Origin of the sequence: Pseudomonas segetis, assembly GCF_900188155.1 — a bacterium.
Taxonomy (GTDB): domain Bacteria; phylum Pseudomonadota; class Gammaproteobacteria; order Pseudomonadales; family Pseudomonadaceae; genus Aquipseudomonas; species Aquipseudomonas segetis.
The window spans coordinates 159,927-181,905 of record NZ_FZOG01000003.1; the positions used below are offsets into that span (position 1 = coordinate 159,927).

19 protein-coding genes are annotated in these 21,979 nt (G+C 54.9%); 14 read left to right on the forward strand and 5 right to left on the reverse strand.

The window, feature by feature from the left end; genetic code table 11:
• Positions 1 to 16: 16 nt before the first annotated feature.
• From CHB79_RS12000 to CHB79_RS12025, 6 genes are read left to right on the forward strand one after another with little or no spacing between them, the layout of a single operon-like run.
• The gene (locus CHB79_RS12000) at positions 17 to 661 is read left to right on the forward strand and encodes a CDP-alcohol phosphatidyltransferase family protein (protein WP_089360089.1); all 645 of its coding nucleotides are present in this window, start codon (positions 17 to 19) and stop codon (positions 659 to 661) included.
• Between the two features lie 2 nt (positions 662 to 663).
• Positions 664 to 2,421, forward strand: coding sequence for a bifunctional alpha/beta hydrolase/class I SAM-dependent methyltransferase (locus CHB79_RS12005; protein WP_089360090.1), 1,758 nt, complete (start codon positions 664 to 666; stop codon positions 2,419 to 2,421).
• A gap of 50 nt (positions 2,422 to 2,471) precedes the next feature.
• Positions 2,472 to 3,779 carry a phosphatase PAP2/dual specificity phosphatase family protein gene (locus tag CHB79_RS12010; RefSeq protein WP_245851459.1) on the forward strand — a complete coding sequence of 436 codons (1,308 nt, stop codon included), beginning with the start codon at positions 2,472 to 2,474 and terminating at the stop codon, positions 3,777 to 3,779.
• Complete coding sequence (locus CHB79_RS12015) at positions 3,769 to 4,221, forward strand: hypothetical protein (protein ID WP_089360092.1); 453 nt, start codon at positions 3,769 to 3,771, stop codon at positions 4,219 to 4,221. The genes CHB79_RS12010 and CHB79_RS12015 overlap by 11 nt, the downstream gene beginning before the upstream one ends.
• Positions 4,222 to 4,246: 25 nt before the next feature.
• A complete protein-coding gene (locus tag CHB79_RS12020) occupies positions 4,247 to 4,864 on the forward strand; it encodes a lysophospholipid acyltransferase family protein (RefSeq protein ID WP_089360093.1) in 618 nt (205 codons plus the stop codon).
• A gap of 1 nt (position 4,865) precedes the next feature.
• The gene (locus tag CHB79_RS12025) at positions 4,866 to 5,798 is read left to right on the forward strand and encodes a phosphatidate cytidylyltransferase (RefSeq protein WP_089360094.1); all 933 of its coding nucleotides are present in this window, start codon (positions 4,866 to 4,868) and stop codon (positions 5,796 to 5,798) included.
• Between the two features lie 436 nt (positions 5,799 to 6,234).
• On the opposite strand, the gene gyrB is transcribed toward CHB79_RS12025, so the two are convergent.
• The 4 genes from gyrB to dnaA are packed head-to-tail and all read right to left on the reverse strand — an operon-like array spanning position 6,235 to position 12,384.
• Positions 6,235 to 8,652, reverse strand: a complete 2,418-nt coding sequence (gene gyrB / locus CHB79_RS12030) for a DNA topoisomerase (ATP-hydrolyzing) subunit B (RefSeq protein WP_089360095.1) — start codon at positions 8,650 to 8,652, stop codon at positions 6,235 to 6,237.
• A 4-nt stretch (positions 8,653 to 8,656) separates the two neighbouring features.
• On the reverse strand, positions 8,657 to 9,760 hold the full coding sequence (gene recF, locus CHB79_RS12035; protein WP_010487906.1) for a DNA replication/repair protein RecF: 1,104 nt from the start codon (positions 9,758 to 9,760) through the stop codon (positions 8,657 to 8,659).
• A gap of 7 nt (positions 9,761 to 9,767) precedes the next feature.
• Positions 9,768 to 10,871, reverse strand: coding sequence for a DNA polymerase III subunit beta (gene dnaN, locus CHB79_RS12040; RefSeq protein ID WP_010487904.1), 1,104 nt, complete (start codon positions 10,869 to 10,871; stop codon positions 9,768 to 9,770).
• A gap of 31 nt (positions 10,872 to 10,902) precedes the next feature.
• Positions 10,903 to 12,384: a chromosomal replication initiator protein DnaA gene (gene dnaA / locus CHB79_RS12045; RefSeq protein ID WP_089360096.1), complete on the reverse strand. Its 1,482-nt coding sequence runs from the start codon at positions 12,382 to 12,384 to the stop codon at positions 10,903 to 10,905.
• Positions 12,385 to 12,920: 536 nt separating this feature from the next.
• On the opposite strand from dnaA, the gene rpmH reads away from it, so the two are divergent.
• The 5 genes from rpmH (at position 12,921) to mnmE (ending at position 16,918) form a co-directional block, all read left to right on the forward strand.
• Entirely contained in the window at positions 12,921 to 13,055 is a 135-nt protein-coding gene (gene rpmH, locus CHB79_RS12050) for a 50S ribosomal protein L34 (RefSeq protein WP_003213577.1), read from the forward strand.
• 15 nt (positions 13,056 to 13,070) lie between these two features.
• Entirely contained in the window at positions 13,071 to 13,472 is a 402-nt protein-coding gene (rnpA, locus tag CHB79_RS12055) for a ribonuclease P protein component (RefSeq protein ID WP_089360355.1), read from the forward strand.
• Complete coding sequence (gene yidD / locus CHB79_RS12060; protein WP_010487901.1) at positions 13,465 to 13,710, forward strand: membrane protein insertion efficiency factor YidD; 246 nt, start codon at positions 13,465 to 13,467, stop codon at positions 13,708 to 13,710. The genes rnpA and yidD overlap by 8 nt, the downstream gene beginning before the upstream one ends.
• Positions 13,711 to 13,712: 2 nt before the next feature.
• Positions 13,713 to 15,461 carry a membrane protein insertase YidC gene (yidC, locus tag CHB79_RS12065; protein ID WP_089360097.1) on the forward strand — a complete coding sequence of 583 codons (1,749 nt, stop codon included), beginning with the start codon at positions 13,713 to 13,715 and terminating at the stop codon, positions 15,459 to 15,461.
• An 89-nt stretch (positions 15,462 to 15,550) separates the two neighbouring features.
• Positions 15,551 to 16,918 (forward strand): tRNA uridine-5-carboxymethylaminomethyl(34) synthesis GTPase MnmE, encoded by a 1,368-nt coding sequence (gene mnmE, locus CHB79_RS12070; protein ID WP_089360098.1) that lies wholly within the window; start codon positions 15,551 to 15,553, stop codon positions 16,916 to 16,918.
• A 10-nt stretch (positions 16,919 to 16,928) separates the two neighbouring features.
• Here the strand turns inward: mnmE and CHB79_RS12075 are convergent, their stop codons facing one another.
• Positions 16,929 to 17,819 (reverse strand): LysR family transcriptional regulator, encoded by an 891-nt coding sequence (locus CHB79_RS12075; protein ID WP_089360099.1) that lies wholly within the window; start codon positions 17,817 to 17,819, stop codon positions 16,929 to 16,931.
• Positions 17,820 to 17,925: 106 nt separating this feature from the next.
• Here CHB79_RS12075 and CHB79_RS12080 point away from each other — a divergent pair, with 106 nt between their 5' ends.
• The 3 genes from CHB79_RS12080 to rsmG all read left to right on the forward strand — a co-directional run bounded on the left by CHB79_RS12080 (position 17,926) and on the right by rsmG (position 21,970).
• The gene (locus CHB79_RS12080) at positions 17,926 to 18,915 is read left to right on the forward strand and encodes a YeiH family protein (protein WP_089360100.1); all 990 of its coding nucleotides are present in this window, start codon (positions 17,926 to 17,928) and stop codon (positions 18,913 to 18,915) included.
• A gap of 509 nt (positions 18,916 to 19,424) precedes the next feature.
• Entirely contained in the window at positions 19,425 to 21,317 is a 1,893-nt protein-coding gene (gene mnmG / locus CHB79_RS12085) for a tRNA uridine-5-carboxymethylaminomethyl(34) synthesis enzyme MnmG (RefSeq protein ID WP_089360101.1), read from the forward strand.
• Entirely contained in the window at positions 21,317 to 21,970 is a 654-nt protein-coding gene (gene rsmG, locus CHB79_RS12090; RefSeq protein ID WP_089360102.1) for a 16S rRNA (guanine(527)-N(7))-methyltransferase RsmG, read from the forward strand. The genes mnmG and rsmG overlap by 1 nt, the downstream gene beginning before the upstream one ends.
• Positions 21,971 to 21,979 lie beyond the last annotated feature (9 nt).

Sequence of the window (21,979 nt, forward strand, 5' to 3'; positions counted from 1 at the left end):
GAAGGACTTGTGCCCCATGATATCGATCTATCAGCTTAAACCCCGCTTTCAAGCGCTATTGCGCCCGCTGGTTACGCGGCTGTACCAGCGCGGTGTCACGGCCAATCAAGTCACGCTTGCCGCTGGGGTTGTTTCCCTGCTGCTGGGTGCATTGCTGGCACTCTGTGTTGAACACAACTGGCTGTTTATCTTGCTGGCGCTGTGGATGATCGTGCGCATGGCGCTCAATGCCATCGATGGCATGCTCGCCCGCGAGTTCAACCAAAAATCACGGCTCGGTGCCTATCTCAACGAGCTCTGCGACCTGATTGCGGACAGCACCCTGTTCTTGCCTTTTGCCTTGCTGGCCGGGGTCAATAGCGCGCTGGTAATAGCAGTGGTGTTGCTTGCGGTGATCAGCGAGTTCGCGGGCGTAATGGGCCCAATGGTCGGCGCCTCACGCCGCTACGACGGTCCTATGGGCAAGAGTGACAGAGCCTTTGCATTTGGCGTTATGGCTACAGGTGTCGCCTGCGGACTGCTCTCGGCTGTGTGGATCAATCTGTTGTTGATACTGATCACTGGACTGCTGGTCTACACCACCTACAATCGAGTACGTCGAGGGCTTGCTGAAGTTGCCCCAATCACTGGCGATGAAGCCAGCACAACGGCAGGGAAGTAGCGATGCATGAACTCAAGGAAGGTCGTTTCAAAACCCATGACGGGGTTGAGTTGTTCTACCGCCACTGGGCCGCTAACCGGACAGGCAGCAGCCAGCCAAGGCAGGCGATCGTGTTGTTCCATCGCGGCCACGAGCACGGTGGGCGCATGGCTCACCTGGTGGACGAACTAGGCCTGGAGGAGTTTGACTTCTTTGCCTGGGATGCGCGCGGCCACGGTCTTTCACCGGGTGCTCGTGGCGATAGCCCAAGCTTCGGCTGCAGTGTGCGCGACGTGCAAAGCTTCATCGAGCACATCACAGCCACCCATGCCATCGCTGAGCAGGACATCAGCGTTATAGCGCAAAGTGTCGGGGCCGTCGTCGTCGCGACCTGGGCCCACGACTATGCCCCAAACATTCGCTCGCTTGTGCTGGCGTCTCCAGCGTTCAAGGTCAAACTCTATGTACCTTTTGCCCGGCCCGGCCTGAAGTTGATCAAAGCGCTGCGTGGCAACTTCTTCGTCAATAGCTACGTCAAGGCCAAGTACCTCAGCCACGACCCACAGCGTATTGAATCGTTCGACAGCGACCCACTGATCACCCGCGCCATTTCAGTAAACATGCTGCTTGGCCTGTATGAAGCCGCCGAGCGGGTAGTGGCTGATGCCCAGGCGATCCAGATTCCAACCCAGGTGCTGATTTCCGGCGCTGATTTTGTGGTGCATCGCAAGCCGCAACAGCAGTTTTATGAGCGCCTTGGCAGCGTGCAAAAAGAACAGCACATCCTGCCCGGATTCTTTCACGACACCCTGGGGGAAAAAGACCGTGAACAGGCGCTAGGACGCATCCGCCGCTTTATCCGGCAAACCTTCAGCCAGCCCATGAGTCGCCCGTCATTGCTGGCGGCAGACCTTATCGGTGCAAGTTGCGCCGAGTCGGAAACCCTGGCGGCGCCACTGCCACAGAACTCACTGGCTGGCCGTTACTGGCGTGCGACCCGTGCCAGCATGAAGCTGGGCAGCCGCATGTCGAACGGGGTCAAACTGGGCTTTGAAACCGGGTTCGACTCAGGCAGCACGCTTGATTACGTGTATCGAAATACCCCGGCCGGCACCTCGGCTATCGGCCGAATGATCGACAAGCATTACCTCAACTCCATAGGCTGGCGCGGCATTCGGCAACGCAAAGTGCATGTCGAAGAGCTGCTGAACCTGGCGATCAAAAAACTTCGCGAGCAATCGAGCGAAGTGCGTATTGTCGATATTGCCGCCGGGCATGGCCGCTATATCCTCGAAGCCATAGAGCACGCGACGGACAAGCCTGAATCGATCCTGTTGCGCGACTACAGCGACATTAACGTGCGAGACGGTTCTGCGCTGATCAAGCAAAAAGGTCTTGAGCACATCGCCCAGTTCGTAAAGGGTGATGCCTTTGATCGTGATGACTTGGCCAGCTTGAGCCCAAGGCCAACGCTTGCCGTGGTCTCTGGCCTGTATGAACTGTTCGGCAGCAACAGCATGATCGCCGATTCCCTGGCTGGCCTGGCCGCGGCGGTGGAGCAGGGCGGTTATTTGATCTATACCGGCCAACCCTGGCATCCACAGCTGGAGCTTATCGCCCGCGCGCTGACCAGCCATCGCAATGGGCAGGCTTGGGTCATGCGCCGCCGCAGCCAGGCGGAAATGGATCAACTGGTGGCTGCTGCAGGGTTTCGCAAAGTCAGCCAACGTATCGATGAGTGGGGCATTTTTACCGTATCCATCGCTCAGCGTATTGACTGATGGGCGCCGCGCCAGCAAAGCAGGGTGGCATACTCTGGAAGCGCGGGGTGATGTGGCTACTGCTTTTGGCACCGCTGTTTTTCATCAGCTACAACTTCGCCAATAACTACACTGCGCAGCGTGACGACATCGGCACCATGGTCTTTGCCTGGGAGAAACATATCCCGCTCTGGCCTTGGAGCATTGTGCCCTACTGGTCGATCGACCTGCTGTATGGCTTATCGTTTCTGTTGCCCCGTGACCGTGCAGAGATGGATCGGCATGGCCTGCGCCTGCTCAGCGCGCAGTTCATTTGTATCCTTGGCTTTCTGGTCTGGCCGTTGCAATTCACCGTCACCCGCCCCGAGTTGTCTGGTACTTTCGGCACCCTGTTCGACATACTGATGGGCTTCGACAAACCCTATAACCAGGCTCCATCCCTGCACATCACCTTGCTGATCGTGCTCTGGGTATGCTTCGCCAGACATACGACTGGCGCTTGGCGCTGGTTGCTGCATGGCTGGTTTGCATTGATCGGCCTATCGGTTTTGACCACTTGGCAACATCACTTTATCGACCTGCCTACTGGCGTCCTGGCGGGTTGGCTGTGTGTCTGGTTGTGGCCTGAAAACGGGCCTGGCCCCTTGCGGCTATGGCGCCTGACAACAGAGCCCAAGCGCTGGAGCCTGGCACTCAAATACTTGCTCGCCAGCCTTATGCTGCTGGCGCTTGCAACCAAGCTCGGTGGCGCCTGGTTGTGGCTACTCTGGCCAGCATTATCACTGGCATTGGTCGCACTCAACTATGCGGCTTTCGGCGCGCAGGGTTTTCAAAAGCAGGCTAACGGGCAACTGAGCTGGGCAGTATCCTGGCTGTACGGGCCTTATCTGTTGGGCGCCTGGCTAAACTCGCGGGCCTGGACCCGCAAGCACCCACAAGCCGATGAGGTGATTGACGGGGTTTACCTCGGGCGAATCCCAAGCCAGCAACAGCAGGCTGGCTTCAGCGCAATTGTTGATTTATGTGCCGAGCTGCCCATAAGCGTCAAGACACCAGGGTATCGTGCGCTACCGGTACTGGATTTAACCGCTCCCGATGCCAGCACTTGTCTGCAAGCGGCCAAAGCAATCGAGTCACTGCGAAAGACTTACCCAGATAAGGTTCTGGTTTGCTGCGCATTGGGTTATTCACGCAGTGCCACAGCACTAGCGGCTTGGTTGCTCTACAGCAAGCGCTGCAGCAGCACAGATGCGGCATTGGCCCTGATCCGCCAGGCACGCCCTCAAGTTGTGCTGCAACAACCGCAATTGCTTGCCATTGAAATGATGCTGCAACTACCTGAAACAGCCGGCAACCGAGGTCTCGACAATGCCTACTAGCGGCTCGCTGTACCTGTGCGCAGTACTGTTGCGCCGAGGCCGCCTGCTTGACCGCTTATCCACAGCATTGAGCCTGGTTGCATTGCTGCTGGGCCTGGCGCCTCTACTCGGATTTCCAACCAGTGTTGCTCAAGCGATGCTCTGTGCCGCGCTCATTACGCTGGGACTGCTTGAAAAATACTGGGCTGCGCGAGTCGAAGTCGACGCCGAACTGTTTAGCCACATGAGCCAACAGATTGGGCAGTTAACCGAACGCACTGCTGAGCTAGATCAAGCACTTGAAGAGCTGGGCTTGCAACAATCCGCCACTATTCCACGCACTTGGACGGACCGCAGCAAAGGTGCGTTGCGGCTGTTACGCAACCAGGGGCTTTGCCTAATCGGGCAATGCGCACTAGCGTTACTGACTATCGTCAGCTTGCCCTGGCTGCTCACGCATTGATCATCTCGGCTGAAAAGGACTTCTAATGCTTGCCCGCGCACTCGCCTTTTGCATCACCTCCGCAGCCCGAATTCTCACCGGGGCACGTGCCCTATGGCTGGGTACAACAGCCCAGCCTGTGCAGCGCCTGTACTTTGCCAACCACAGCAGCCACGGTGACTTTGTATTGTTGTGGGCATCCCTGCCAGCGCACCTGCGCAAGCGCACGCGACCGGTTGCCGGCGCCGACTATTGGCTCAGCAGCAAAGTGCGCCGCTATGTGATTAAAAATATATTCAATGGAGTATTGGTGGATCGGCAAGCGGGCCGACAGGACGACCCACTACAGGCCATCGACCAGGCCTTGGCGCAAGGTGACTCGCTAATCTTCTTTCCAGAAGGTACACGCAACCTGGAAGAGGGCCTGCTGCCTTTCAAAAGCGGCCTGTTTCATCTGCACAAAGCCCATCCAGAGATCGAGCTGGTTCCGGTCTGGATTAGCAATCTCAACCGGGTGATGCCCAAAGGCAGGGTATTGCCACTACCGCTGCTCTGTACCTTGAGTTTTGGCGCACCACTCGAAGTCATGGAGGCTGAGACGAAACAACATTTCCTGCAACGCTCAAGTGATGCCTTGCTCGCCCTCGCGCCAAAGGAGGCTTGAGATGGATAACAACACCTATTTGGTCTTTGCAGGTATCGGCATTGTTCTACTGGTTGCCAGTTGCATAGGCTGGTTGCTCAAGTGGCGCTCTGGCAACCAGCCGAGCCCTGTAATCGACAACCTAAATGCACGTATCAATGCCTGGTGGGTAATGGTCGTGGTGATAGGTATTGCCTTTATGTTTGGCAATATCGGGGTCATCGTTTTGTTCTATTTGGTCTCATTCTGCGCCTTGCGGGAGTTCATCACCCTCACGCCCACCCGGCGGAGTGACTACCCGGCATTGGTGGCAGCCTTCTATTTCGCACTGCCCATGCAATACCTGTTGATCGCGATTGGCTGGTACGAGCTGTTCAGTATTTTCATCCCGGTTTACCTATTTTTGCTGCTGCCCATCCTGTCGTCCCTGGGCGGCGATAGCACTCGCTTTCTCGAACGCACAACCAAGGTGCAATGGGGCCTGACCCTGGCGGTTTATTGCATCTCCAGCGTACCCGCGCTACTGACCCTGGACATTCCCGGGTACGCAGGACGCAACTTGTTGCTTATCGCCTGGCTGGTCATCGTGGTGCAAATGTCGGATGTTCTGCAGTACGTTTGCGGCAAGTTGTTTGGTAAACACAAGATCGCGCCAAACCTGTCACCATCGAAAACAATCGAGGGCTTTGTTGGCGGCGTGGCGTTGGCAACGCTTGTAGGTACTTGCTTGAGCTGGATCACGCCGTTTCTCTACTGGCAGGCTGCCTTGATGGCGTTACTTGTCTGCCTGCTCGGCTTTGCTGGTGGCGTGGTGATGTCCGCGATCAAGCGGGATCGGGGGATAAAAGACTGGGGCCACATGATCGAGGGGCACGGCGGCATGCTGGACCGGCTTGACTCGGTCTGCTTCGCGGCTCCGGTATTCTTTCACTTTGTACGTTATTGGTGGGCATGAAGCTGGCCTTCTCATGGCAGAAGCACACCCTTCGATTTAAAACCCTTCCCTGAGTATGCAAGTGTTGTGGTCTATTTTCCCGGACACCTCGATAGGAGGAAATGCATCTATCGAGGTGTCCGTAATTAGTTGACCACTACAAGGCACATCGGCATGCACTATGTTTTAAAAAAGCCGCAAGCGAGTCCCATCGTCCTGCGATGGACGATGCTATCTTGATCGGTGTGAATTGCATTGCTCTGTCCAACTCTCAGAATCTCCCAGATCCAGACACAGCCTAAACGAGATTATTTCGGCTTTCGTCTGTAGCTTCACTACATACCAACCCTGTATTGGGCTTCTTTCGCTAGCTAATAGCCTGATATACAAAGAAAAACCCCGGCACTAGGCCGGGGTTTTTATTAGATAACGACTAATCGCTCCCTTGCGTCAACCATCAAACGTCCAGGTTAGACACCGCCAAGGCGTTTGTTTCGATGAAGTCACGGCGCGGTTCTACTTCGTCACCCATCAGGGTGTTGAAGATCTGATCGGCGGCGATGGCGTCTTCGATACGCACTTTAAGCATGCGGCGTACTTCTGGGTCCATGGTGGTTTCCCAGAGTTGGTCCGGGTTCATTTCACCGAGACCTTTGTAGCGCTGGACGCTATGGCGCTTGGTGCTTTCGGTCATCAACCAGTTAAGCGCTTCCTTGAAAGTCGCTACCGGCTTCTTACGCTCACCACGCTGTACGTAGGCACCTTCTTCCAACAGGCTGTTGAGTTGATCGCCCAGGCTGGTAACGGTCTTGTAATCGTTACTGCCGAAGAAGTCGCGGTTGAAGATGATATAGCTCGAATTACCGTGCGAGATCAGTTCAACTTCTGGCACCCACAGATGACGCTCGGTGTCTTCGTGCAAGCGTGTTTTGTAGACCAGGCCGGATTTTTCGGTGACCTTCAAACGCGCCTCGAACAAGGCCAGCCAGTTCTCCATCAAGGCTTTGTTTGCCAGCTGCTCAAGGCTGACGCCCGGCAGGTAGACAAAGTGCTCAGTCAGCTCCTGAGGGTACAGGCGCGACAAACGCTTCAGGGTCTTCATCACCAGGCGGTAATCGTTGACCAAGCGCTCCAGCGACTCTCCAGAGAGGCCTGGGGCGTTCTCGTTAACGTGCAAACTGGCATCTTCAAGGGCCGACTGGGTCATGTACTCTTCCATGGCCTCGTCGTCCTTGATGTACTGCTCTTGCTTGCCTTTCTTGACCTTGTACAGCGGCGGCTGGGCAATGTAGATGTAGCCGCGTTCGACCAGTTCCGGCAGTTGGCGGAAGAAGAAGGTCAGGAGCAGGGTGCGGATGTGCGAACCGTCGACGTCAGCATCGGTCATGATGATGATGTTGTGGTAGCGCAGCTTGTCGATGTTGTATTCCTCACGACCAATACCACAGCCGAGGGCGGTGATCAGCGTGCCGACTTCCTGGGAAGAAATCATCTTGTCGAAACGTGCTTTTTCGACGTTGAGGATCTTACCTTTGAGCGGCAGGATCGCCTGGGTCTTGCGGTTACGGCCCTGCTTGGCAGAACCGCCCGCGGAGTCCCCTTCCACTATGTACAGTTCGGAAAGTGCTGGATCTTTCTCTTGGCAGTCGGCCAGTTTTCCAGGCAAGCCTGCAATGTCCAGGGCACCTTTGCGGCGCGTCATTTCACGGGCTTTGCGTGCGGCTTCACGGGCACGGGCGGCATCGATCATCTTGCCGACTACAGCCTTGGCTTCATTCGGGTTTTCCAGCAGGAAGTCAGAGAAGTATTTACCCATCTCTTGCTCAACTGCGGTCTTGACCTCAGAAGAAACCAATTTGTCTTTGGTCTGCGAACTGAATTTAGGATCAGGTACCTTGACCGAAATAATCGCCGTCAGGCCTTCACGGGCATCATCGCCAGTGGTTGAGATCTTGTGCTTCTTGGCCAGGCCTTCCTGCTCAATATAGGCATTGAGGTTGCGGGTCAGGGCAGAGCGGAAGCCCGCGAGGTGAGTACCACCGTCGCGCTGTGGAATATTGTTGGTGAAGCACAGCAGGTTCTCGTTGAAGCTATCGTTCCACTGCAGGGCAACTTCAACGCCTACACCGTCATCACGCTGTACGGTGAAGTGGAAAACCTGGTTGACCGCGGTTTTATTGTGGTTCAGGTATTCAACGAAGGCACGCAAGCCACCTTCATACTTGAACAGTTCTTCCTTGGCGGTGCGTTCGTCCTTGAGCATGATGCCAACGCCCGAGTTCAGGAATGACAGCTCGCGAAGACGCTTGGCCAGGATGTCCCAGCTAAAGTGAATATTGGCAAAGGTCTCTTCAGATGGCTTGAAGTGAATCTGGGTGCCGCTTGTATCGGTATCACCTACAGCCGCAATCGGAGCCTGCGGCACACCATGAACATAGGTTTGTTCCCATACCTTGCCCGCACGGCGAATGGTCATGACCAATTCTTTGGACAACGCATTCACAACCGAAACACCTACACCGTGCAAACCACCGGAAACCTTGTAGCTGTTGTCGTCGAACTTACCGCCGGCGTGCAACACGGTCATGATGACTTCAGCAGCCGAAACACCTTCTTCCTTGTGAATATCGACCGGGATACCACGGCCGTTGTCACGCACGGTGATGGATTCATCAGGGTGAATAATGATGGTGATTTCGCTGCAATGACCTGCCAATGCTTCGTCGATCGAGTTATCGACCACCTCGAACACCATGTGGTGCAAGCCGCTGCCATCGTCGGTATCACCGATGTACATACCAGGTCGTTTGCGCACGGCATCCAGGCCTTTCAAAACCTTGATGTTATTGGAGTCGTACGTTTGGTTTTCGCTCATGCCTTCACTCCTGGTGGTCGTGGGTCTGGGTGATACTGCCATGTTCCACGTGGAACATGGCAACTGGCGTATCCGTGCGCCAGCCTTCCCGCAACAATTCATGGTCTACACAGGTAATAAAAACCTGGCAGTTCAAATCATCTAATAACTTACAAAGTGCACGTCGGTGATGCTCATCCAGTTCTGACGGTAAGTCATCCACCAGATAGATACACTGACCACGCTTTGCTTGATCAACCAAATGGCCCTGCGCAATACGCAAAGCACAAACAACTAGTTTCTGCTGCCCCCGTGAAAGAATATCGGCAGCATTGTGTCCATTTAATCGCAAGCGCAAATCAGCACGTTGCGGCCCTGCTTGTGTGTGACCGATTTGTTGATCACGGAGCAGGGTAGATGCCAATACATCTACCAGCGGCCGGTCTTTATCCCATCCGCGGTAATAACTGAGCGCCAAACCTTCAAGCTCAACCAATTCACTCAGCGTCTGTTCAAACACAGGTTTGAGCGCCTGTATGTAGGCACGTCTGTAGCCATCAATTTCATCACTCGCCAGGCACAGTTCACGGTCCCAGGCCGCTTGTGACGCGGCGTCAAGTGTACCATGTCGCAGCCATGAGTTCCGCTGCCTTAACGCCTTCTGCAGGCGCTGCCAAGCAGGCAGAAAACGAGGTTCCACGTGGAACACTCCCCAATCCAGAAACTGCCGGCGTATTTTTGGAGCACCTTCAAGCAAACGAAAACTATCTGGATTAATCAACTGCAAGGGCAGTGCATCTGCAAGTTGAGCGGCGCTGCGCGCATTCTCTCCATCGATACGAATCTTGAAGTCACCCTGGCGCTGACGTGAAACCCCCAGGTTTGTTTGGCGGCCATCGGCCAACTGAACCTGTCCGAAAACAGTGCAGGTGGGTTGATCGTATTGAATGACAGGAAGTAAACGTGTGCTACGAAAAGATCGAGCCAGGCCCAGCAGATGAATAGCTTCTAGCAGGCTGGTTTTACCGCTGCCATTGGCGCCGTGGAGAATATTGATACGCGGGGAGGGGGAAAGTGTCACCGGGTGCAGATTGCGCACCGCGGTGACATTGACGCGGCTTAGGGACATTAATGAATTACAAGCGCATCGGCATAACGACGTAGGCAGAGTCGTCGTTGTCGGCCTCTTGGACCAGTGCGCTGCTGTTGGAATCAGACAGGATCAGGCGTACCTGATCGGTTGTCATCACGCCCAACACATCGAGCAGGTAACTGACGTTAAAGCCAATTTCCAATGCACTGCCGTCGTAATCAACTGCGGTTTCTTCTTCAGCTTCTTCCTGCTCAGGGTTGTTTGCCTGGATTTTCAGCAAACCAGCAGCCAGTTGCAGGCGAATGCCACGGTACTTCTCATTGGACAAAATAGCGGTGCGGCTGAAGGCTTCGCGCAGACCCTGACGATCAGCAACAACAACCTTGTCGCCCCCACGAGGCAATACGCGCTCGTAGTCAGGGAACTTGCCGTCAACCAGCTTCGAGGTAAAGGTGAACTCACCAGTGGTCGCACGAATATGGTGTTGACCCAGAACGATGGCAACAGTGCCGTCCTGCTCAGTCAGTAGTCGTGCCAGCTCGAGAATACCTTTGCGCGGAACAATCACCTGGTGACGTTCAACGTTGTCGATTTGAGCCTGCATCGAGCACATGGCCAGACGGTGACCATCAGTTGCGACAGCGCGCAAAATGCCGGTTTGCACCTCAAGCAACATGCCATTGAGGTAGTAACGAACGTCCTGCTGCGCCATGGCAAAGCTGGTGCGCTCGATCAGGCGGCGCAACTTGCTTTGAACCAGGTCGAAAGTCAGGGAGCCTGGACCTTCTTCGACGGTAGGGAAATCGTTTGCTGGCAATGTAGACAGGCTGAAACGGCTGCGCCCGGCCTTGACCAGAAGCTTTTGCTCATCAACACGAATGTCGATCAAGGCATCGCTCGGTAAGCTTTTGCAAATATCCATCAACTTACGCGCTGGCACGGTGATTTCACCGGGCTCGGCAGCATCTTCAAGTGTTACCCGGCCAACCAGCTCAACTTCGAGATCTGTACCGGTCAGCGACAGCTGTTGGCCTTCAACTACTAACAGCACGTTCGACAGAACCGGCAAGGTCTGGCGTCGTTCCACGACGCCTGCGACCAGTTGCAGAGGTTTCAACAGGGCTTCGCGTTGAATTGTGAAATGCATGGTCTAGTCCCTTGCCTTGTGGAGTTGCGTATTAAGTTGTCAGTGTGCGCAACAGGTTTTTGTAGTCCTCGCGGATATCCGCGTCGGATTCCCTAAGTTCAGCAATCTTACGGCATGCGTGCAACACCGTGGTGTGATCGCGACCGCCAAAGGCGTCACCGATTTCCGGCAGGCTGTGGTTGGTCAGCTCCTTCGACAAAGCCATGGCCACCTGCCTTGGTCGCGCAATCGAGCGTGAACGACGCTTGGACAACAGATCAGAAATTTTGATCTTGTAGTACTCGGCAGCCGTACGCTGAATATTATCAATACTGACCAGCTTGTCTTGCAGGGCAAGCAGGTCTTTCAACGACTCACGAATAAGCTCAATCGTAATGTCACGGCCCATAAAGTGCGAGTGGGCTATTACACGCTTGAGCGCACCCTCAAGCTCGCGCACGTTGGAGCGAATACGCTGGGCAATAAAGAAGGCCGCATCGTGGGGCAAATCTACTTTGGCCTGATCGGCCTTTTTCATCAAGATCGCAACACGGGTTTCCAGCTCCGGCGGCTCGACAGCCACCGTCAGGCCCCAGCCGAAGCGTGATTTCAAACGCTCTTCCAGACCCTCGATTTCTTTCGGATAGCGGTCACTGGTTAGGATGACCTGCTGGCCACCTTCCAGTAAGGCATTGAAAGTATGGAAGAATTCTTCTTGAGAGCGCTCTTTCTTGGCAAAAAACTGAATGTCGTCGATCAACAACGCATCAACCGAACGGTAGAAACGCTTGAATTCGTTGATTGCATTGAGCTGCAGGGCCTTGACCATGTCAGCGACAAAACGCTCGGAATGCAGGTACACAACCTTGGCATTGGGATTCTTTTGCAACAGGTGGTTACCCACAGCATGCATAAGGTGGGTTTTACCCAGGCCAACGCCGCCATACAAAAACAGCGGGTTATAGCCATGCTTGGGGTTATCGGCCACTTGCCAAGCGGCAGCGCGCGCAAGCTGGTTGGATTTACCTTCAACGAAATTATCGAAGGTGAATGTGCGGTTCAGGTAACTGGTGTGCTTGAGCGCGCCCTCGACCTGTACAGCACGCTCGGTGCGGGGCGGTTGTGCGGCCGGCGCTGTATTGGCTGAACCATCGAAACGCGAGCGCTCAGGATTAACCTGCGGCGCCGGCTGCGGTTCTTCCACCACCTGGACAGGAGTCTCGGCCGCCACCGGAGCCACGGAGGCAGGCGAAGGTGTGGGCACGGTGACCGCCCGCGGCTTGGAGCTACGCTTGCTGCCTATTAATAAGGAAAGCGCAGGCACCAGCCCCTCGGAACGCTCAGAAAGCAATTCAAGCAGGCGAGTCACGTATTTGTCGTTGACCCAGTCGAGTACAAAACGGTTAGGCGCGTACACACGAAGTTCGTCGCCTTCGGCTTCGACCTGCAATGGACGAATCCAGGTGTTGAATTGCTGAGCAGGCAGTTCATCACGTAGAAGTTCTACGCACTGCTGCCAAAGTTCCACAGACACTGACATCCCCTAAGATCGAAAGGCGGTGAGGCAAAATCAGCCGCTATTGTAGCCTTGAGGCGCTGAGTTATCCACACGTAAAAATGCCAGTGGCTATATAAAATCAATGTCTTAATGAAAAAAATGGGCTTCAGGCCAGAACGGAAAAACCCTGTGGATAACCTAGATCCAGCTCTTGGGATAAGCCTGGGCAGAAACTATCGACAACCCGTCCTGTGGATAAAACCCGCTTTCATCCTCAGCTTATTCGCGGCATCCACACAGTTGCAGCACGGCTTGTGGACAACGTTGTGATCCGCTGAAAGCTTCGCCAGCAAAGGCCCCCAGCCACTTATACACAGCGATTAGGGGACATAGTTGTTACAAACACATCTAAAGATCTTTAAATAATCTCTTCTCTCTATTTATATTCAGGCAAATAGATGTGAAAGACATGCTGGTTGGAAATTGACCTATCCCTCGGGTTTCTCTACAATCGCCGGTCTCTTAAAACGGGGGCCATTCCGGCCCGTTGTCGATCAACCAGGTAACACACCATGAAACGCACTTTCCAACCAAGCACCATCAAACGCGCTCGCACCCATGGCTTCCGTGCTCGCATGGCTACCAAGAACGGCCGTGCTGTCCTGTCGCGTCGCCGCGCCAAGGGCCGTGCTCGTCTCGCCGTTTAATTTTTCTGTCTTGTGGTGAGTCGAGGCTTCAGCCGGGATAAGCGTTTGCTAACTCCCCGGCAATTCAAGGCAGTCTTCGACTCCCCTAGCGGTAAAGTTCCGGGTAGAAATGTCCTGCTGCTTGCGCGCAACAACGACCTAGATCATCCCCGCTTGGGCCTGGTGATCGGCAAAAAGAGCGTAAAGCTCTCAGTTGAACGCAATCGCCTTAAACGCCAGATTCGCGAAACCTTCCGCCAGAGTCAGGACAACCTGACCGGTTGGGATATCGTGATTGTGGCGCGTAAAGGCCTGGGCGATTTAGAGAATGTTGAACTTGCCCAGCAATTCAACAAACTCTGGAAACGTCTTGCCCGCAGCAAAACCAGCCCTGAAGTAGCCGTCCCTTCTGGGGTGAGTGACAAACCGAATGCGTAAGCTGGCTCTAGCTCCAATCCAGTTTTACCGTTACGCCATCAGCCCACTGATGGCGAGTCATTGTCGCTTTTATCCAAGCTGCTCTTGCTACGCGTATGAAGCCATTGAAAGTCATGGCGTCATACGTGGCGGCTGGCTGACCCTGCGTCGGTTAGGTCGCTGCCACCCATGGAATCCCGGCGGCTACGATCCGGTTCCCCCTGCGAATAAATCCCGTACCTCTTCGATGGCCGAATAATCATGGATATCAAACGCTCGATCCTGATCGTCGCCCTGGCAGTCGTGTCCTATATGATGGTTCTTCAGTGGAACCAGGACTACGGCCAAGCTGACTACCCGACTCAGAATACGACAGTAACTTCCAACAGCTCCGCCGACCTGCCCGATACGCCTGTTGCTGAAAACAGCAGCGCCGGTGATATCCCGGCTGTCGCCAATACCGAGCAACTCAAGCCTGACACCACTCAGATTGCCAAGAGCAATGATCTGATTCGGGTCAAGACTGATGTGCTTAATCTGGCGATCGATCCTCGTGGCGGTGATGTTGTGCAACTGACCTTGCCTCAGTATCCACGTCGCCAGGATCGTCCAGACGTGCCTTTCCAGCTGTTCGACAATGGCAACGAGCGTACTTATCTTGCGCAAAGTGGCCTGATTGGCAGCAACGCTCCGGATAAATCCAGCGGTCGTGCATTGTGGAGCAGTGCGCAGAAGAGCTACGAACTGGCCGATGGCCAGGACCAGTTGGTGGTTGACCTGACCCTCAGCGAGGGCGGAGTCAATTACATCAAGCGCTACACCTTCAAGCGTGGCTTGAACCCTGAGTGTTCAGCCAAGGAGCAAATGCTCAAGAAGCCAGGTTGTATCGATCCGTCGTCCTATAAGGTCGATGTCAAATACCTGATCGACAACCAGAGCGGTGCAGCCTGGAGCGGCAACATGTTTGCCCAGCTCAAGCGCGACAACAGCGACGACCCATCGAAGACCACTGCGACCAGCACTGCCACCTATCTGGGTGCTGCGATGTCGACGCCTGATTCGACTTATCAGAAAGTGTCGATGAAGGACATCGACAAGAAGCCCGTCAAGGAAACCGTCAACGGTGGCTGGATTGCCTGGCTGCAGCACTATTTCGTAACTGCATGGGTGCCTGATCAGAACGAAAACAACGTTATTCAGACGCGCAAGGACAGCCAAGGCAACTACATCATCGGTTACACCAGCCCAGCTGTTAGCGTTGCTGCCGGCAGCACAGGTGAAATCGGTGCCACCCTGTATGCGGGCCCGAAAATCCAGAAGTACCTCGGCAGCCTCTCGCCAGGTCTGGAACTGACTGTCGACTACGGCATTCTGTGGTTTATCGCTCAACCCATCTTCTGGTTGCTGCAACATATCCACAGCATCCTGGGCAACTGGGGCTGGTCGATTATTGTCCTGACCTGCATCATCAAGCTGATTTTCTTCCCTCTGTCGGCTGCCAGCTACAAGTCGATGGCACGCATGCGTGCAGTGGCACCGAAAATGGCCGCTCTGAAAGAACAGTTTGGTGACGATCGCCAGAAAATGTCTCAGGGCATGATGGAGCTGTACAAGAAAGAGAAGATCAACCCCTTGGGTGGTTGCTTGCCTATTCTGGTACAGATGCCGGTGTTCCTGGCGCTCTACTGGGTACTTCTGGAAAGCGTGGAAATGCGCCAGGCCCCTTGGATGTTCTGGATCACTGACCTGTCGATTAAAGACCCGTTCTTTATTCTGCCGATCATCATGGGCGCTTCGATGTTCATCCAGCAGCAGCTGAACCCAACACCGCCGGACCCGATGCAAGCCAAGGTAATGAAAATGATGCCAATCATCTTCACCTTCTTCTTCTTGTGGTTCCCTGCTGGTCTGGTCATGTACTGGGTTGTGAACAACTGCTTGTCGATCGCACAGCAGTGGTACATTACACGCAAGATTGAAGCCGCAACCAAAGCAGCTGAAGCCAAATAGCCACGCGCAATTGGCTAAGCTGTAAACAAAACGCCCCTCTTTAGGGGCGTTTTGCTATGTCGCCTGTGGATAAGATTTCGGAGAGAAGCATGCAAGTAGCGGGTGAAACCATCGCAGCAGTCGCCACCGCACAGGGGCGCGGCGGCGTCGGCATTGTTCGGGTGTCCGGCCCCCTGGCGGGAGCGATGGCGCATGCATTTTGCCAGCGTGAATTGAAACCCCGATACGCGCACTACGGGCCTTTCTACAGCGAAGCCGATACCGTGCTCGACGAAGGCCTGGCCTTGTATTTCCCCGGGCCCAATTCCTTCACCGGGGAAGATGTGCTGGAACTACAAGGGCATGGCGGTCCGGTGGTTCTCGATCTGTTGCTGCGTCGCTGTGTACAACTTGGCGCGCGCCTGGCGCGACCTGGTGAGTTCAGCGAGCGTGCGTTCCTCAATGACAAACTCGACCTGGCCCAGGCCGAAGCTATCGCCGACTTGATTGAAGCCAGCTCCGAACAAGCTGCGCGCAATGCATTGCGCTCGCTGCAGGGCGAGTTCTCACGGCGCGTACACAGTTTGACCGAACGCCTGATCAGCCTGCGTATCTACGTTGAAGCAGCTATCGACTTTCCGGAAGAGGAAATCGATTTCCTTGCCGACGGCCATGTATTGAGCCTGCTTGAGGAGGTGCGCGCAGAATTACTCAACGTGCTGCGTGAAGCGGGTCAGGGCGCACTGCTGCGCGATGGCATGACGGTTGTAATTGCCGGACGGCCCAATGCGGGCAAATCCAGTTTGCTCAATGCCCTGGCCGGGCGTGAGGCGGCAATTGTCACCGAGATTGCCGGCACCACGCGTGACGTGCTGCGTGAACATATCCACATCGACGGCATGCCACTGCACGTGGTGGATACCGCCGGCCTGCGTGATACCGAAGACCATGTGGAAAAGATCGGCGTTGAACGAGCGTTAAAAGCTATTTCTGAAGCCGACCGCATATTGCTGGTGGTTGATTCGACTGCGCCAGAAGCCGCAGATCCCTTCATGCTGTGGCCGGAGTTTCTCGATCTGCGTCCGGATCCGGCAAAAGTGACCCTGATTCGTAACAAGGCGGACCTGAGCAAGGATTCGGTATCCCTTGAGGTCAGTGACGACGGCCATGTGACGATAAGCTTGTCGGCAAAATCCACAGAGGGTCTGGATTTACTGCGCGAGCACCTGAAAGCCTGCATGGGTTATCAACAGACCTCCGAAAGCAGCTTCAGCGCCCGGCGCAGGCACCTGGACGCACTTCATCAGGCCCAGGCCCATCTCGATCATGGTTATGCACAGCTGACGCTCGCAGGCGCAGGTGAGCTGCTTGCAGAAGATTTGCGCCATGCCCAACAGGCCCTGGGGGAAATTACCGGAGCGTTTAGTTCCGATGACCTGCTCGGGCGGATCTTTTCAAGCTTTTGTATCGGTAAGTGACCTTTGCAGATTAGTTATCCACAGCAAGCGGGGCTTTCTGCAGATGAGCGATAAATGCCTGGGCCAAGGCATTGCTCTCATGCAGTGGTTGGGTGATCAATGAGAAGCGCCGACGCAGTTCTAGCGGGGTTTGCAGGATAACCAAGTCGCCGGCCGCCACTTGCTCGGCAATCGACAAACCCGACAAACAGCCAATACCCAGCCCGGCCTTGACCGATTGCTTGATCGCCTCCTGACGATTCAACGCCAGGGCCAGCTTTACCTGGCCGGAGACCTGCTGGACCGCAGCATCGAATACCGCGCGGGTGCCTGAACCCGGCTCGCGTAACACCCAGCGTTGCTCGCAAATCTGTTCCGCCGTCAACTTACCCACAGCCGCCAATGGGTGGTCCGGACGGCAAAACACCTGCAATTGGTCTTCGCACCATGGTGTTATACACAGCTGGCTGTGCAGTGCCGGACCTTCGATCAAGCCCAAATGTACCTGGCCTTTTTCAACAGCGCTTATCACCTCCTCGGTATTACTGATGCGTACATCAGGATCAACCTGCTCGTGGTTGTGGATAAAGCTGCTGAGCAGCTTGGGCAGCAGATAACTGGCGATGGTCAGGCTGGCGGCGATACGCAAGGTGCCACTGATTGCATCGCCAGGGCTGTGAATAAGATTATCCAGGGTCTGCAATATCAAGCCGACTTTAGGCAATGCCGCACGACCGGCATCGGTTATCAGCAGTTCACGGCCCACGCGGTGAAACAGCGGGTAACCAAGCCCGGACTCAAGCTCTCGCAGCGCTTGGCTGGCAGCCGACTGGCTTATGGCTTGATCATCGGCGGCAGCCGTCAATCGCCCCAGGCGGGCAGTGGCTTCAAAGATCTTAAGTTGTCTCAGGCTGACGCTCATTGTTCGGTTTTACTTATGCACAGGATAAGAATAATGCGTTTTTATTAACATTACCCATGCCTGAGTATGTCGTCCATAGCAATTGTTATGGATAAATGTGAATCCCATGCGCACTCTGATCGCACTGCCAGTTATCGCAATAAGCGCACTGCTGCTCGCGCAAATCCCCGCAATCAGTCAATTGGGCTTGAGCGCATTGCCGCTGGCGATCGTGCTCGGCGCCATTTATGGACATTTCAACCTGGCTGAACCGAGCGCGCGTGAAAAGTTATTCACAAGGTTCTGCCAACAACGTTTGCTGCGCACTGGCATCATCCTGTTTGGCATCAGCCTGAGTTTTCAACAGATAGTGCAGGTTGGCTGGCAAGCAGTGGTACTGGATATCACCGTTACCAGCAGCATCTTGATCCTCGGTACCTGGTTGGGGATAAGGCTTTTTGGCTTGCCCCGGGACCTGGCTGTGCTGATCTCGGCAGGCAGTGCCATATGTGGCGCCGCAGCCGTGCTGGCCAGTGAGCCGGTACTCAAGGCCAAACAGCAATACGTGACCATTGCAGTGGCGACCGTGGTGCTGTTCGGCACCCTGGCCATGTTTATTTATCCACTGGTCTTTCATATCAGCGGCATGACCGAGCACAACTTCGGTATCTACATCGGCAGCACCATACATGAAGTCGCTCAAGCCGTTGCAGCAGGGGATTCTGTGGGCGGTGAGGCGTTGCAATCGGCGGTTGTGGTCAAGCTGATCAGGGTAATGCTGCTGGCTCCTTTCATTCTGATCCTGAGCACATTGGTATTTAGGGATGAGGCAAATCCCGGCCAAAGCAAAGCAAAAATTACCGTCCCCTGGTTTGTCCTGGGTTTTATCGCTGCAGCCTGCATCAATAGCTGGGCAGCATTACCCGTCCAAGTTATTCACAGCTTGCAACTGCTTAGCCAGTTGACCCTGGCAATGGCGATGGCAGCGCTGGGTAGTCAAACCCAGTGGCGCGTCATCAAGCAAGCAGGGTTCAAGCCCATGTTATTGGCAGCCTGCTTATTTGTGTTGTTGATCTGCGGCGGTTTTTACCTCAACAGTTGGCTTATTCCGCAGTAGAAATCTTGCCTGGTGCGGCTTTCGGGCTTCGATCCACAGAAAAACACGCTGTGCATAAACCCTGTGGAAAACCCCACCTGAGCCCAGTCCATAACCCGGTGATAAAAGTGAGGATAAACCGGTCTGTGGATAACCACCTGTTTAATCCACAGCTTGATGACGGTTATCTGACAGTTTCAGTGCAGGCTCCACACAGAACCATACATCGCTGTACAGTAGGTATTTATTGGGCTGTATCAATCTATCCACAGAAAGCAGCGTGCTACTTTATAAACATAAAAATAAAGATCTTTAAAAATTCTTTCTTTTTAATTTTTATTGACCGCTCGACTTGTACAGCCCTGGACCTCAAGCAAAAGCACTGACCAATTGGCTGTTTTTTGTGCAAAAGGCTTCTTTAGCCACAGCTAACTGCCTATACTTATCGGCTAGCTAGCTTTTCTGTGCCTGACGCAGTGTCAGTGCTCGTATCAAAAGCCCCCCATTTCAGAACAAACACGAGGTGCGTGGTGGATTTCCCTTCCCGTTTTCAGGTGATCGTTATCGGCGGCGGTCATGCCGGAACCGAAGCTGCGTTGGCAGCTGCACGCATGGGTGTCAAAACCCTGCTGCTGACCCATAACGTGGAAACCCTCGGTCAAATGAGCTGCAACCCAGCAATTGGTGGGATTGGTAAAAGCCATTTGGTCAAGGAAATCGACGCACTCGGCGGCGCCATGGCGACCGCCACTGACAAGGCAGGTATCCAGTTTCGTGTTCTGAACAGCCGTAAAGGCCCGGCAGTACGCGCCACCCGCGCACAAGCCGATCGCGTGCTGTACAAGGCAGCTATTCGCGAAACCCTGGAAAACCAGGACAATCTATGGTTATTCCAGCAAGCCGCCGATGACCTGATCGTCGAGAATGATGAAGTCAAAGGGGTTGTTACCCAGATGGGTTTGCGCTTTCTCGCAGACTCGGTGGTACTGACCACCGGAACCTTCCTGGGCGGACTTATCCACATAGGTCTGCAAAATTACTCGGGTGGCCGTGCCGGTGATCCACCTTCGATTGCCCTGGCTCATCGTCTGCGCGAGTTACCATTGCGCGTGGGACGCTTGAAAACTGGCACACCGCCACGAATTGACGGTCGCTCGGTAGATTTTTCGATGATGACCGAGCAACCGGGCGATACACCGATTCCAGTGATGTCGTTCCTCGGTTCAAAAGAGCAGCATCCGCAGCAAGTGAGCTGCTGGATTACCCATACCAATGCTCGAACTCACGAAATCATTGCCGCCAACCTTGATCGCTCGCCGATGTATTCCGGGGTGATCGAAGGGGTTGGTCCGCGCTATTGCCCGTCTATCGAAGACAAGATTCACCGCTTTGCCGACAAGCAAAGCCACCAGGTGTTTATCGAGCCCGAAGGCCTGAACACCCATGAGCTCTATCCCAACGGTATATCCACCTCTTTGCCGTTCGACGTGCAAATCCAGATCGTCCGCTCGATTGTCGGCATGGAAAACGCGCACATCGTGCGTCCTGGTTATGCCATCGAGTACGATTATTTCGACCCGCGTGATTTGAAGTACAGCCTGGAAACCAAGGTGATTGGTGGTTTGTTCTTTGCCGGCCAGATCAATGGCACCACCGGTTATGAAGAAGCCGGCACCCAGGGCCTGCTCGCCGGTGCCAATGCTGCGCTGCGTGCCCAGGGCAAAGACGCCTGGTGTCCGCGTCGTGATGAAGCCTATATCGGCGTATTGGTCGACGACCTGATCACCCTTGGTACCCAAGAGCCTTACCGCATGTTCACTTCGCGGGCCGAGTACCGCCTGATCCTGCGTGAAGACAACGCCGACTTGCGCCTGACTGAAAAAGGCCGCGAACTCGGGCTGGTCGATGACCAGCGCTGGGCGGCATTTGAAACCAAGCGCGAGGCCATCGCCCAGGAAGAACAGCGCTTGAAAAGCACCTGGGTTCGACCAAACACTGCTGATGGCGATGCCATTTCCCAGCGTTTCGGCACGCCGCTGGCCCATGAATACAACCTGCTCAACCTGTTATCGCGGCCTGAGATCGATTACCTCGGGTTGATCGAGGCCACGGGCGGCGCTGTGCTGGATCCACAAGTAGCGGAGCAGGTCGAAATCAAGACCAAGTACGCCGGCTACATTGACCGCCAGCAAGATGAAATCGCCCGCCTGCGTGCCAGCGAAGACATCAAGCTGCCTGTGGATATCGACTATTCGACCATTTCGGGCCTGTCAAAAGAGATTCAGCACAAGCTGGGCGACTCGCGGCCTGAAACCCTTGGCCAGGCGTCGCGCATTCCTGGGGTTACGCCAGCTGCGATTTCGCTGTTGATGATTCATCTCAAAAAACGTGGAGCGGGTAAGCAGTTGGAGCAGAGCGCTTGATGGGAACCTCCTTGGTGACTGAAAGTCACGCCGCAGATTTGGCTCAAGGTGCCATTGAGCTAGGTGTAGAGATATCCCCCGAGCAGCAAGCGCAGCTCATGGCGTACATGGCGTTGCTGGTCAAGTGGAATAAAGCCTACAACCTGACCGCTGTGCGCAATCCTGATGAAATGGTTTCGCGCCACCTGCTTGATAGCCTGAGCGTTGCGCCCTACGTCAACGATGCTGGGGATAACTGGCTGGATGTTGGCAGTGGCGGCGGCATGCCCGGTATACCACTGGCTATCCTGTTTCCCGGCAAGCAATTTACCCTGCTGGACTCCAACGGCAAGAAAACCCGCTTTTTGACCCAGGTAAAACTGGAGCTCAAGCTGGCCAACCTGCAAGTTATCCACAGTCGGGTAGAAGGGTTTACCCCCGATCAACCGTTCAGTGGAATCAGTTCGCGGGCATTTAGCTCGCTCAAGGACTTTTCCAACTGGACCCGTCACCTCGGCGATGGCGACACCCAATGGCTGGCCATGAAAGGCGTGCATCCAGATGATGAGCTGCAGGAATTGCCGGACGATTTTACGCTGGTCAAAACGCAGGTTCTCAAGGTTCCCGGTTGCCAAGGCCAGCGACATCTGTTGATACTGCGTCGCTCGGTCTAAGGGGAACGC